Annotated in this window: 9 protein-coding genes, 1 pseudogene and 1 riboswitch; of the genes and pseudogenes, 5 read left to right on the plus strand and 5 right to left on the minus strand. The window is 64.6% G+C overall.

All coding sequences use genetic code 11. The features are described 5' to 3' along the window. Positions 1–52 precede the first annotated feature (52 nt). Positions 53–1,378, minus strand: a complete 1,326-nt coding sequence (locus tag ACF8GF_RS18940) for a sigma-54 dependent transcriptional regulator (RefSeq protein ID WP_176683348.1) — start codon at positions 1,376–1,378, stop codon at positions 53–55. A gap of 341 nt (positions 1,379–1,719) precedes the next feature. Between ACF8GF_RS18940 and ACF8GF_RS18945 the strand changes: the two genes are divergently transcribed. After that, positions 1,720–1,986 (plus strand): hypothetical protein, encoded by a 267-nt coding sequence (locus tag ACF8GF_RS18945; RefSeq protein ID WP_003247923.1) that lies wholly within the window; start codon positions 1,720–1,722, stop codon positions 1,984–1,986. A gap of 106 nt (positions 1,987–2,092) precedes the next feature. On the opposite strand, the gene ACF8GF_RS18950 is transcribed toward ACF8GF_RS18945, so the two are convergent. The 4 genes from ACF8GF_RS18950 to cobW all read right to left on the minus strand — a co-directional run bounded on the left by ACF8GF_RS18950 (position 2,093) and on the right by cobW (position 8,608). Beyond that, positions 2,093–2,683 carry a VWA domain-containing protein gene (locus tag ACF8GF_RS18950; protein ID WP_176683347.1) on the minus strand — a complete coding sequence of 197 codons (591 nt, stop codon included), beginning with the start codon at positions 2,681–2,683 and terminating at the stop codon, positions 2,093–2,095. A 77-nt stretch (positions 2,684–2,760) separates the two neighbouring features. After that, positions 2,761–3,774 carry an ATP-binding protein gene (locus tag ACF8GF_RS18955; protein ID WP_176683346.1) on the minus strand — a complete coding sequence of 338 codons (1,014 nt, stop codon included), beginning with the start codon at positions 3,772–3,774 and terminating at the stop codon, positions 2,761–2,763. A 1-nt stretch (position 3,775) separates the two neighbouring features. Beyond that, positions 3,776–7,537: a cobaltochelatase subunit CobN gene (gene cobN, locus ACF8GF_RS18960; RefSeq protein WP_392488350.1), complete on the minus strand. Its 3,762-nt coding sequence runs from the start codon at positions 7,535–7,537 to the stop codon at positions 3,776–3,778. 3 nt (positions 7,538–7,540) lie between these two features. Continuing rightward, positions 7,541–8,608: a cobalamin biosynthesis protein CobW gene (cobW, locus tag ACF8GF_RS18965; protein ID WP_003247913.1), complete on the minus strand. Its 1,068-nt coding sequence runs from the start codon at positions 8,606–8,608 to the stop codon at positions 7,541–7,543. A gap of 99 nt (positions 8,609–8,707) precedes the next feature. Beyond that, positions 8,708–8,924: riboswitch (cobalamin riboswitch) on the minus strand. Between the two features lie 100 nt (positions 8,925–9,024). Between cobW and ACF8GF_RS18970 the strand changes: the two genes are divergently transcribed. The 4 genes and pseudogenes from ACF8GF_RS18970 (at position 9,025) to ACF8GF_RS18985 (ending at position 12,654) form a co-directional block, all read left to right on the plus strand. Beyond that, on the plus strand, positions 9,025–9,402 hold the full coding sequence (locus ACF8GF_RS18970; RefSeq protein ID WP_176683344.1) for a glyoxalase superfamily protein: 378 nt from the start codon (positions 9,025–9,027) through the stop codon (positions 9,400–9,402). Then, positions 9,399–9,761, plus strand: coding sequence for a hypothetical protein (locus ACF8GF_RS18975; RefSeq protein ID WP_392488351.1), 363 nt, complete (start codon positions 9,399–9,401; stop codon positions 9,759–9,761). The genes ACF8GF_RS18970 and ACF8GF_RS18975 overlap by 4 nt, the downstream gene beginning before the upstream one ends. Positions 9,762–9,931: 170 nt before the next feature. Then, positions 9,932–11,498: pseudogene (locus tag ACF8GF_RS18980) on the plus strand (ATP-binding cassette domain-containing protein). Positions 11,499–11,634: 136 nt separating this feature from the next. Then, on the plus strand, positions 11,635–12,654 hold the full coding sequence (locus tag ACF8GF_RS18985; protein WP_392488352.1) for a branched-chain amino acid aminotransferase: 1,020 nt from the start codon (positions 11,635–11,637) through the stop codon (positions 12,652–12,654). Positions 12,655–12,819 lie beyond the last annotated feature (165 nt).

Here is a 12,819-nt window from a genome sequence, read left to right on the forward strand (position 1 = left end):
GGCTTGTGTAAGAGCGGCTTCAAAGAACGGCGCAAGCGTACCTCAGCAGCGCTCAGCGTATCTGGTGCTTGTGCAGCAAGCGGTAGAACGTCGGCCGCGAAACGCCCAGCACCTTGGCCGCCACGCTCAGGTTGTCGCTGTGCCGGTTGAGCACATCGCACAGCGCCTGCCGCTCGGCGCGGTGCTTGTATTCCTCCAGCGTGCCCAGCGGCTGTTGTTCCGGGTCGAGCAACTGCAACCCCAGGTCCTGCGCCTCGATCTGCCGCCCTTCAGCCAGCACCAGCCCGCGGCGCACACGGTTGGCCAGCTCGCGCACATTGCCCGGCCAGTCATGCCGGCCCATCGCCGCCAGGGCATGGTCGCTGAACGACCGCGGCCGACGCCCGGTTTCCACGCTGTAGAAATGGGCGAAATGGCTAGCCAGCATCGACAGGTCACCATGCCGGTCGCGCAACGGCGCGGTCACCACCTGCAAGACGTTCAGGCGGTAATACAGGTCTTCGCGGAAACGCCCTTGCTCAATGGCCCGCTCGAGGTCCACATGCGTGGCCGCCAGCACCCGTACATCCACCGGTATTGGCTGGCTGCCACCCACCCGCTCGATGTGCTTCTCCTGCAAAAAACGCAGCAAGTTGGCCTGCAACTCCAACGGCAGGTCGCCGATTTCATCAAGAAACAACGTGCCGCCATCGGCCGCTTCGATACGCCCGGCCTTGCGCTGGTGGGCGCCGGTAAAGGCGCCTTTCTCATGGCCGAACAGTTCGGACTGGATCAAGTGCTCGGGGATCGCCCCGCAGTTGATAGCGATGAACGGCTGCTCGCTGCGTTGCGACTGGCGGTGCAGGGTGCGCGCCACCAGCTCTTTGCCGGTGCCGCTCTCACCGCGGATCAGCACCGGCGATTCGGTGGGTGCCAGTTTACCCAGCAACTTGCGCAACTCGCGGATAGGCCGGCTTTCGCCGAGCAATTCATGGGTCGTCTCATCGACCTTGACAGCCCCCTTGCCGCGCAGGCGCGCCATGCCGAAGGCCCGGCCCAGGGTTACCTGCACACGGGAGACGTCGAACGGCAGGGTATGGAAGTCGAAAAACCATTCACACACAAAATCGCCGAACGCCGGCATGCGCAGCTGATCGGCGCTGAGCACGGCAATCCATTCGGTGTTGCTGCGCTTGATCATGTCCTTGACCGCATCCGGGTGCCTCAGGTGCGAAGCCTGCAAGCGCAATAGCCCGACATCGCACGTGTGGTCCAGCGCAGCCCCGAGCAGACAGCTGTCCACATCCCAGCCTGCGTTGCGCAGGCCAGGTAACAAACGGTGGCAATCGTCGCAGGGGTCGACGATAAGCAAACGGCGTTGAGCGGCAGGCTGCTGCATGACCGGTCCTTGGCGCCAGTTTTTGGTTTTTTGAAGTAAAACAGCAAGTTGTGGCGCTCGTTTAACAGTAGCAACGAAGTTGACGGTTCCCAGTACCGTTTGTCTGCCGAATCATTTTTTTACAAACCACTACGGGAATTTTCGCACTTTATCGACATCACAAGGCGGCGCAGGCAAGAACAGCGGCGCCCCTGGAAAAAAATTTACAACCAATGTGTGACTTATCCACTAACAACGAGCATCAGTACACACAACCCCGCGCTGCACTTCGCGATACATGAGGCGACTTTGAAGCAACGCGGACTTCACTTCGATGTTTGGGACCATAGAGAGACCGAACCATGAATGCCCCGCTCCGTGTCAACGAAGCACTGCTGATTGCCGACCACGCCTTCGAACCGTTCCAGTGCGTAGCCTGGGATGCGCCCAACGGTACTGGTGAACTGAGCCTGGCAGTGATCGACCGGACCAGCACCCGCATCGGCGCCAAGCAAGTGTCGTCGCGCATCTACTCCGACCCGGCCCAATGGGCCAGCCTGATCGAAGAAGTGCGCGCCGAACTGTGTGAAAAGGGTTACGACCTGCAACCGTGGTCGATGCCAAAGTAATATCGGCTGGCACAACAAGTGCGTGCACTGTCACGCACTTGTGCAACTTCTCTGTTGCTGTTGCGACAACTTTTCTGATTGCGACATAGTGTCGCAACCCGCCCTTTCAATCCACCACCTTGAATTGTTGCAAATGCTGGTAATCGGCCTGCAATTGTTCTGCCAGACGCTGCGCGCGTCCCAGGCGCACTGGCGCTAGCTCCATATCGACCAACAACGTGGCGCATGGCATCGGCTGCACGATATTGCTGTACTGCAGGCGACCGTCGGTGAAGACCAGGCAACGCAAGGCTTCTTGCGGGTGGGCTCGCTGCCGCGCCTGTAGCCAGTGCCGCGCCTGCTCCAGTGCGGCGATCAGCGGCGTGCCCCCACCGGCCCCCAAGGCCTGCAGCCAGGGTTGCAAGGCAGCGGATGCTTTCAGCCCGTGGCGCTGCCACTGTGGCGTGCGCCCGCTGGCAGTCAGCAGGGCCAAGCGGGCGCGCTGGCGATAGGCCTGGTCGAACAATGCCGCCAGCAACCCTTTGGTCTGCGCCAGCGCCTGATGACGCCGGGTTGAAGCCGAGGCATCGACGATCACCAGCCACAACTCTGCAGGCCTGCCCTTGCGCTGCTGCCAGCACAGGTCCTGTCGCTGACGCGGCCGCCCTTTGAGCAAGGTCGGCAGCCAGGCCACCCGGCCGACCGCCGCATGATGCACGGGGCCACGGCGGGTACCGTTCTGCTTGCCTATGCCCGCTCTGGCATCCGCCCCTTTGGCTGGTGGCTGGGGGATGCTCAGGGCTTTTTTGCCCAGTTCGGCACCTCACGGCGGGCGCCGCTGGCAACCGGCTGCGCCGGTAATGCCCCCCAGTCGCCCTGCCCGCCCCGTTCACCCGGGTTGCCGGCGCCAGGCTGCTGGTCAGGCGGCGGTGGCGCCGACGGCGGGTTGGCCTGGGGCGTCATACGGCGGCGATGGCGCAAGGCGAATTCGGCCACCGCCTCGACATCCACTTCTTCGATAGCCGCAGCGCCGCGCCAGGCACAGTGGGCGCGCGCAGCGCGCAGCCACACCAGGTCGGCGCGCAGGCCGTCCACGCCGGCGGCGTAGCAGCGCTCGGTAATCCAGGCCAGCGCCTGGTCATCCAGGGCAATGTCGGCCAAGGCCTGGCGCGCCGCCTGGCAGCGCTCGCGCAGCTGCGCCTGGGCCTGGGCCCAGTGTGCGCAGAACGCCTGAGGGTCACTGTCGAAGGCCAGGCGGCGGCGAATGATCTGCTGCCGGGCCTCGGGCTCCGGTAAGCCCTCCAGCGCCACGTTCAGGCCGAAACGGTCGAGCAACTGCGGGCGCAGCTCGCCCTCTTCCGGGTTCATGGTGCCGATCAGTACGAAGCGGGCGCTGTGCCGGTGCGAGATACCGTCACGCTCGACGCGGTTTGTGCCGCTGGCAGCCACGTCAAGCAACAGATCGACCAAGGTGTCGGGCAGCAGGTTGACCTCATCGACATACAGCACACCGCCGTCGGCCTGGGCCAGCACGCCCGGGGAAAACTGCGCCTTGCCCTGCCCCAGCGCGGCATCCAGGTCGAGGGTGCCGACCAACCGCTCTTCACTGGCGCCCAATGGCAAAGTGACGAACGGGCCTTCGCCAAGCAGGTCGGCCAGGCCACGGGCCAGGGTGCTCTTGGCCATGCCACGCGGCCCTTCGATCAGCACACCACCGATCCTGGGGTCGATGGCGGTCAGGCACAGCGCCAGCTTGAGGTCGTCTGCACCGACCACGGCCGCCAGCGGAAATTGTACGGGTTCACTCATTTCAAGCCTGTTCCTCGCCGTCGAGCAATTGTTCCTCAAGGGCTTCGCGGTAGTCGCCCGGCGCCTGCCACAAGCCGCGCTGCTGGGCCTCCAGCAGGCGCTCGGTGAGGTCGCGCAAGGCCTCGGGGTTGTGCTCGCGCATGAAATCGCGGGTCGCCGGGTCGAGCACGTAGGCATCGGCCAGCCCCTGGTAATGATGATCGTCGATCAGGTGCGTGGTGGCGTCGAAGGCGAACAGGTTGTCGACTGTCGCTGCCATCTCGAAGGCACCCTTGTAGCCGTGACGCTTGACCCCGTCGATCCACTTGGGGTTGAGCGCACGGGCACGGATTACCCGGTTCAGCTCTTCCTTGAGGGTACGGACGCGCGGTCGGTCGGCCTGGCTGTGGTCGCCATGGTAGCTGGCCACCACCGCCCCGGACAGGGTTTCCGAGGCCGCCAGCATGCCGCCCTGGAACTGGTAGTAATCGTTGGAATCGAGCAGGTCGTGCTCGTGGTTGTCCTGGTTCTGCAGCACCGCCTGCACCTTGGCCAGGCGCTGGGCGAACTGGGCGCGGGCCGGGGTTCCGTCGTCGCTGCCACCGTAGGCATAGCCGCCGTGGTTGAGGTAGACCTCGGCCAGGTCGTCGCGGCTGTGCCACAAGCGCCCGTCGATGGCGTTCTGCACCCCGGCACCGTAAGCCCCGGGTTTGGCGCCGAACACCCGCCAGCCAGCCTGACGTGCGGCCTGCTCGGCCTCCATGCCTTGAGCCTGCAGCGTTGCCCGCTCGCTGCGCACACGGGCAGCCAGTGGGTTGAGGTCGTCAGGTTCGTCCAGCGCGGCCACTGCCTGCACGGCGGCGTCGAACAGGCGGATCAGGTTACCGAAGGCATCGCGGAAGAAGCCGGAAACACGCAAGGTCACGTCCACCCTGGGGCGGTCGAGAAGGCTCAGCGGCAAGATTTCGAAATCGTCGACCCGTTGGCTGCCGGTGGCCCAGACAGGCCGCACGCCCATCAGCGCCATGGCCTGCGCGATGTCGTCGCCGCCGGTGCGCATGGTCGCCGTGCCCCACACCGACAGGCCGAGCTGACGCAAGTGGTCGCCGTGGTCCTGCAGATGGCGTTCGAGGATCAGGCTGGCCGAGGCGAAGCCCAGGCGCCAGGCCGTGGTGGTGGGCAGGTTGCGCACGTCCACGGTATAGAAGTTGCGGCCGGTGGGCAGCACATCGAGGCGCCCTCGGCTTGGCGCACCACTGGGGCCAGCGGGCACGAAGCGCCCGGCCAGTGCCGCCAGCAGGCCATGCATTTCAGCCGTGCCGCAGGCGTCCAGGCTGGGTGCGACCGCTTCACACAGGGCCTGCACGACAGCGTGCACCGGTTGCCACTCACTCAGGTCGGGTAACTGTACTGTGCCCTCCAGTGCCTGCCCAATCACCTGCAGTGCCAACAGCTCAAGGCGCTCGCGGGTATCGCCACAGGTGCGCCAGGGTTCATTGCTCATGGCCTGCAGCTGTTCAGGGCATATGCCCTGCCACGGCTGCCCAAGGTCGCAATCGAGCGGGTCCCAGCCCGGCACCAGTGCTTTGGCCAAAGCCCGCAGCAGGCTGGCATTGCCGCCACGGCCGTCGCCACGCTCGACCCGCAACAACGCCAGCAGCGTATCCAGGCGCAGCCGCCCTTCAGGTGACTGACCAAACACGTGCAAGCCATCGCGAATTTGCGACTCCTTCAGGTCGCACAGGTAGGTATCCAGGCGCGGCAGCCAAAGCGCCGCATCGTCCAGTTGCCCTTCCAGTTGCAACTCACGGTCAATGTGGTTGGCCTTGACCAGCTCGAGGATGTCACGCTGCAACTCGCGGGCACGCCGAGGGTCGAGCAACTGCGCTTCGTAGAACTCGTCGGCCAGTTGTTCCAGGTGGCGCAGCGGGCCATAGGTTTCGGCACGGGTCAGCGGCGGCATCAGATGGTCGATGATTACCGCCTGGGTGCGCCGCTTGGCCTGGGCGCCCTCGCCCGGGTCGTTGACGATGAACGGGTAGATGTTCGGCAGCGGCCCGAGCAGCGCGTCCGGCCAGCACTGCGCCGACAGCCCGACGCCTTTGCCGGGCAACCATTCGAGGTTGCCGTGCTTGCCGACGTGGATCACCGCATCGGCGGCAAATGCGTGACGCAGCCAGAAGTGAAATGCCAGGTAGCCGTGCGGCGGCACCAGGTCAGGGTCGTGATACACCGCGCTGGGGTCTACCTGATAGCCCCGCGCCGGCTGGATACCGACGAAGGTCAAACCAAAGCGCAGGCCGGCAACCATCAGCCGGCCGCTGCGGTACATCGGGTCCTGTTCGGGCGGCCCCCAGCGTTCCAGCACTGCCTGGCGGTTGGCCTGCGGCAGGCGCTCGAAGGCCAGCTGGTAATCGGCCAGGCTCAGGCTCTGGGCACAGGGGCGCTGGTCGAGGTGGTCGAGGTCGTTGGTCACCCCACCGAGCAACTGCTGGATCAGTTGCGTACCGCTGCCCGGCAGTTCGGCCAGCGGGTAGCCTTCGGCCTGCAGCGCCTTGAGGATGTTGAGTGCGGCGGCGGGCGTGTCCAGGCCGACGCCATTGCCAATGCGGCCATCGCGGGTCGGGTAGTTGGCCAGCACCAGGGCCACACGCTTCTGGGCATTGGGCAGGCGGGCCAGCTCGACCCAGCGGCGGGCCAGCTCGGCGACAAAGTCCATGCGCTCGGGGTGGGCGCGGTAGCAGACAACGTCGGACTGGCTGCGCTCGCTGCGCCAGGCCATGTCCTTGAAACTGACAGGGCGCGTGATGATGCGCCCATCCAGCTCCGGCAACGCAATGTGCATGGCCAGGTCGCGCGCGCCCAGGCCCTGTTCGCTGGCCTCCCAGCCAGGCTGGTTGTCCTGCGCACAGATGGCCTGAAGCACCGGGATGTCGCGGCGGAACGGGCGCAGGTTGGGGCGCTCGGGGCTGGACAAGGCGAAACCGGTGGTATTGACCAGCACTTCGGCGCCGACCTCGTCCAGCCAGGCTTCGACCTGTTCCAGGCAGGCGCTTTCCTTGAGGCTGGCCACGGCGATCGGCAACGGGTTCAGGCCGGCAGCCTGCAGGCGCTGGCAGAATACGTCGATGAACGCGGTATTGGCCGCTTGCAGGTGCGAACGGTAGAACAGCAGCGGCGCCACTGGCTGCTCGGGGTGCCAGTGCGGGTACCAGTCCTCGAGTGTCGCGCTGCCCTTGGCGGGGTGATATACCGCGGTGCGCGGCAAAGGCTGCGGCTCGTCCCAGGCATAGTCGCGGCCCAGCCACTGGCTGGCCAGGCAGTTGAACAGGTTAATGGCATTGGCCTTGCCGCCCTGGCGCAGGTAATGCCAAAGCCGCTCGGCCTGCTCACCGCGGACGTTGCCCAGGCTGGTCAGTTCCGGGTCCGGGCGGTCATCGCCCGGCACCAGAATCAGCTGCACGCCACGGGCGGCCAGCTCGACCAGTTGTTCGACGCCGTAGCGCCAGTAGCCAACGCCACCGTGCAGCGACACCAGGATGACCTTGGCGTGACGCAGCACCTGGTCGACATACAGGTCGACCGAGGCATGGTTCTGCACCTGCATCGGGTTGGCCAGGCGCAGGCTGGGAAAGTCTTCGGGCAATTGCTCGGCGGTGTCGGCGAGCAATGCCAGGTGTGAATCGCCGCTGCAGAGAATCACCAGCTCGGCGGGTGTCTGGCCGAGGTCGGCAATGCTGTCATCCGGTACGAAACCACCGGGCTGGGTCCGCAGCAGGTGCATGGGTCAGGCGCCCAGCGCCTGGCGCAGGCGCGCTTCCAGCTGGGCGGCATCGAGGTCCTGGCCAATCAGCACCAGGCGGGTGATGCGCGGCTCGTCGGCGCGCCAGGCGCGGTCGAAGTGCTTGTCGAAACGGGTGCCCACGCCTTGTACCAGCAGGCGCATCGGCTTGCCCGGGATGGCGGCGAAGCCTTTGGCGCGCAGGATACCGAACTCCACCACCAGCTGGGTCAATGCATCGAGCAGCAGGCTTTCGTCGGCTTCAGGCAGGTCAATGGAGATGGAGTCGAAAGCGTCGTGGTCATGATCGTCATGATCGTCGCCATCGTGGTGCGAATCGTGGTGGGTTCGGCGGCCATCGATATGCGCCTCGGACTCGGCACCCACGCCCAGCAGCACCTCCAGTGGCAGCTTGCCGCTGCTGGCCTCGATCACTTTCACCGCCGGCGGCAGTTCTTCGGCCACCTCGGCACGCACCTTGGCCAGGCCTTCGGCGTCGATCAGGTCAGCCTTGTTCAACACCACCAGGTCGGCACTGGCCAACTGGTCAGCGAACAGCTCGTGCAGGGGCGATTCATGATCCAGGTTAGGGTCGAGCTTGCGCTGGGCATCGACCTGGTCCGGGTAGGCGGCAAAGGTGCCAGCGGCCACGGCCGGGCTGTCGACCACGGTGATGACCGCATCGACGGTGCAGGCGTTGCGGATTTCCGGCCACTGGAACGCTTGTACCAATGGCTTGGGCAGGGCCAGGCCGCTGGTTTCGATGAGGATGTGGTCGAGGTCGCCACGGCGGGCCACCAGCTCGCGCATCACCGGGAAGAATTCTTCCTGCACGGTGCAGCACAGGCAGCCGTTGGCCAGCTCGTAGACGCGGCCGCTGGCTTCTTCCTCGGTGCAACCGATGCTGCACTGCTTGAGGATTTCGCCATCGATGCCCAGTTCACCAAATTCGTTGACGATCACCGCAATGCGGCGGCCCTGGGCGTTGTCGAGCATGTGGCGCAGCAAGGTGGTCTTGCCCGAGCCGAGGAAGCCGGTGACGATGGTGACGGGGAGCTTGGCCAGTGTTTTCATGTCGCATTGCCCTTGGCAGTGTGGCGCGGGCATGCAGGACGACAGCCGCAGGCCAGGCTGGCCGGGCTTGTTCGCCACCGGATCACCCCGCCCGGTTGAAAGTCGAAAACGTGACGAGGCAGGTCTCCTGGCTTGCACCGTTCCATGCCCCGTTCAGTCGAACGGCGGGCTGGCGGGATGACGCCTTCCCGCGCGCTGGCGCAGTGGCTGTGTCGATCCGTTGTCGGTGCTTACAGTTGCGGGGGCAGCCGCGGCTTGTACCGCGTTCCCGTCTTAGCTTCGGCCAGGCCGAAGAACCTCGAAGTGGCAAGGCTACGCAGTGGCTGGCGGGTGGTCAACCATTGCTGCGGGGCCGGTCGACAACGCTGGGCGCAAGTGCGCTACAGTGGCGCCTTATCCACGGTCAAGGACGCACCATGCCCCTCGCCCCCGCCATACCTGTACTGCGCATATTCTCGATCGACAAGGCCAAGGAGTTCTACCTCGACTTCCTGGGTTTCAGCCTGGACTGGGAGCACCGCTTCAGCCCGGACTTGCCGTTGTACATGCAGATCCACCGTGATGGCCTGATCCTGCACCTTTCAGAGCACCATGGCGATGCCTGCCCTGGCTCGACCGTGTTCGCCCGCCTCGACGACCTGCGCGCGCTGGAGGGTGAATTGCAGGGTAAACAGTACGGTTTCGCCCGGCCCGAGGCCGAGCGCCTGGATTGGGGCCTGCAGATGCAGGTATGGGACCCGTTCGGCAACCGCCTGCGCTTTTGCCAGCAGATCAATGACGAGGCCAACCCGTGAAGGCATTGGGCAAACGCGAGATGAGCCGCCTGGAGCGGGAGTTGGTTGCGTGCCTGACCGATGCCTGCGAAGCCGCCAAGGCAGAAATTGTCGGCTTCAGTTGGCTTACCCATCGCCTCGACCCCGAGGACTTTCCGAGCAGCCTGCGTATCACCTGGGTATTCGAGCAAGAGGCCGACAAGGCAGCGGCCGTGGTCGGTGATGCGAAGGCGCGCATGCTGGCGCTTACCGGCCTGGCGCTGGAGCAAGCCGGCATTGAGCTGGACCATCCGGCCTGGCATGTGCGATTCGACAGTGAAGAAGCCTGCGCGCACGGCCACGGCGGAGACTGGGCCAAGCGCTTGCAGACGCAGCGCTGAGCCCCAACCGGCAGCCGGTGCTTTACCCGGCCCCAGAGGGCCGTTAGGCTACGCAGTCTCTAAATTACGAGGTGTTCGTCCAATGCGCCATTGATGCCGCCGTCTGTTCGACGGCCAGTCTTCAGCCTCCGGTTCGTACCGGAGATGTCGCGGCATTTGTGGAGTTGTGCATGACGAACACGTCGATTCTGACGCTGGACAGCGTCTCCTTGGCCTTGCCTGATGGCAGGCCGCTGTTTAGCAACCTCAACGAAACCTTCGACCAACGCCGCACCGGCCTGGTCGGGCGCAATGGCGTGGGCAAAAGCCTGCTAGGGCAGATTCTTGCCGGCCAGCGTGAACCGAGCAGCGGCCATTGTCGGCGCCTCGGACCTGTCCATTTGCTGGACCAGCAAGTCATCGAGCGCAGCGCCACGCTGGCCGACCTGGCCCAAGTGGGACCGGTGATTGCGGCGCTGGAGCGCATCGAGCAAGGCAGCATCGAGCCCCAGGATTTCGACACCGTTGGCGAGCGCTGGGATATGCGCGAGCAATTGCAGCTGCAGCTTCAGGGCCACGGCCTGGGTCAACTTGACTGGCGCCAGCCCGCTCGGACCCTGAGCGGTGGCCAAGCCATGCGCGTGGCACTGATTGGCGCGTGGCTCAGCGGTGCCGATTACCTGATCCTCGACGAGCCAAGCAATCACCTGGACAGCAACGCCCGCGCCCAGTTGCTGAGCATGATCGAAGCCTGGGACCGTGGCTTGCTGGTGATCAGCCACGACCGCAGCCTGCTGGCGCACATGGCACGCATTGTCGAACTATCCAGCCTGGGCTTGCAGGCCTATGGTGGCAACTACAGCCTCTATAGTGCGCAAAAAACCAACCAGACGGCGCAGGCCCAGCAGCAACTTGCCCGGCTGAAGCAGGCGCAGCAACGACAGGCCCGTGAACTGCAGCGCCAACGCGAAGACCTGGAGCGCCATCAGGCCCGGGCCGGGCGCCAAGCCAAGCACGCCAACCAGGCCAAGATTCTGGTCGACCGCAAGCAGGAGCGCAGCCAGGCCACTGCCGGCAAGCAGCGCCGCGAGCATCGCGATGCTCGGCAAACGCTTATGGGCAAAGTGCGTGACGCCGCCCGCGAACAGCGCTATTACCTTGCACACGCCCACACCTCAGCGTCATCCGGGCCGAGAAGTGTTGGCGTTGCAGGCACTTTGCTTGCCCCATGGCACCCGTAAAGCGCTTGACCTGCGCTTGTGCCTGGGCCAGCGCGTAGGGCTGATCGGCACCAATGGCAGTGGCAAGTCCACCCTGCTCAGGCTGCTGAATGGGGAATTGCCGGCATCGCCCGACAATGTGCGCCTCAGTGGTGAGATCGCCCTGCTCGACCAGCACTGCAGCACACTGGCAGGCAACCGTAGCGTGCTCGAACACCTACGCCAAGCCAACCCGACGATGGCCCAGGGGAAATTGCGCAGCCGCCTGGCGCAACTGGGCCTGGATGCGGCCCGTATCGAACTGCCCAGTGGCCTGCTTAGCGGCGGTGAGCGTATGAAGGCGGCGCTGGCCGCCGTGCTGTACCGCGAACGGCCGCTCGACCTGTTGCTGCTGGACGAACCCGGCAACCACCTGGACCTGCCTTCGCTGACAGCCCTGGAACGCATGCTTGGGCAGTTTCGCGGGGCGCTGATAGTGGCGTCCCATGATGCGGTATTGCTGGAAAACCTGGCGCTGGATGAGTACTTGCGGTTGTAGAAACCGAAAAAAAAGCATCGCAGCCTATCAATTCGTGACTGGCCGTTCCCGATCCGCCAAGGATGTATTAAGGTGGCATGGTGCGCATATAACAGCAGCCCGAGCGATCGGGCACTTGCAAGACAATGAGGGTGTCATGAGCAACGAAAGCATTAATTGGGACAAGCTGGGTTTCGACTACATCAAGACCGACAAACGCTACCTGTCCGTATGGCGCAATGGCGAGTGGGACAAGGGCACCCTGACCGAAGACAACGTACTGCACATCAGTGAAGGCTCCACGGCCTTGCACTATGGCCAGCAGTGCTTCGAAGGCCTGAAGGCCTACCGTTGCAAGGACGGCTCGATCAACCTGTTCCGCCCGGACCAGAACGCTGCCCGCATGCAGCGCAGCTGCGCACGCCTGCTGATGCCGCACGTGCCGACCGATGTGTTCATCGAAGCGTGCAAGCAAGTGGTCAAGGCCAATGAAACGTTCGTGCCACCGCACGGCAAAGGCGCCCTGTACCTGCGCCCGTTCGTGATCGGCACCGGCGACAACATTGGCGTGCGCACCGCCCCCGAGTTCATCTTCTCGGTGTTCGCCATCCCGGTTGGTTCGTACTTCAAGGGTGGCATGAAGCCGCACAGCTTCCAGATTTCCAGCTTCGACCGTGCTGCCCCACAGGGCACCGGCGCGGCCAAGGTCGGTGGCAACTACGCTGCCAGTCTGCAGCCGGGCGCTGAAGCGAAGAAGGCCAACTTCGCCGATGCCATCTACCTCGACCCGCTGACCCACACCAAGATCGAGGAAGTCGGTTCGGCCAACTTCTTCGGCATCACCGCCAACAACGAGTTCGTCACCCCGAAATCGGCCTCGGTACTGCCAGGCATCACCCGCCTCTCGCTGATGGAACTGGCGCAATCGCGTCTGGGCCTGACCGTGATCGAAGGCGATGTCGAGATCAGCAAACTGGACCGTTTCGTCGAAGCTGGTGCCTGCGGTACCGCAGCCGTGATCACCCCGATCGGCGGCATCGAGTACAACGGCAAGCTGCACGTGTTCCACGACCTGGAAAAGGTCGGCCCGGTTACCCAGAAGCTCTACAACGAGCTGACCGGTATCCAGAGCGGCGATGTAGAGGCACCGGCAGGCTGGATCGTCAAGGTCGCCTGAGTCGCATCAGCTGTATGAAAACGGGGCATGCCAGTAATGGCATGCCCCGTTTTTCGTAGGTTTACACGGCCACCTTGAGGTGCGGGTTTACCCGCGAATACGGTGGCGGCAGCGACGGGGAACGGCGGGTGGAAATTGGCCAGCAGGACCGGCCTCTTCGCGGGT

It is taken from the genome of Pseudomonas sp. yb_5 (assembly GCF_043103865.1).
GTDB lineage: Bacteria > Pseudomonadota > Gammaproteobacteria > Pseudomonadales > Pseudomonadaceae > Aquipseudomonas > Aquipseudomonas putida_Y.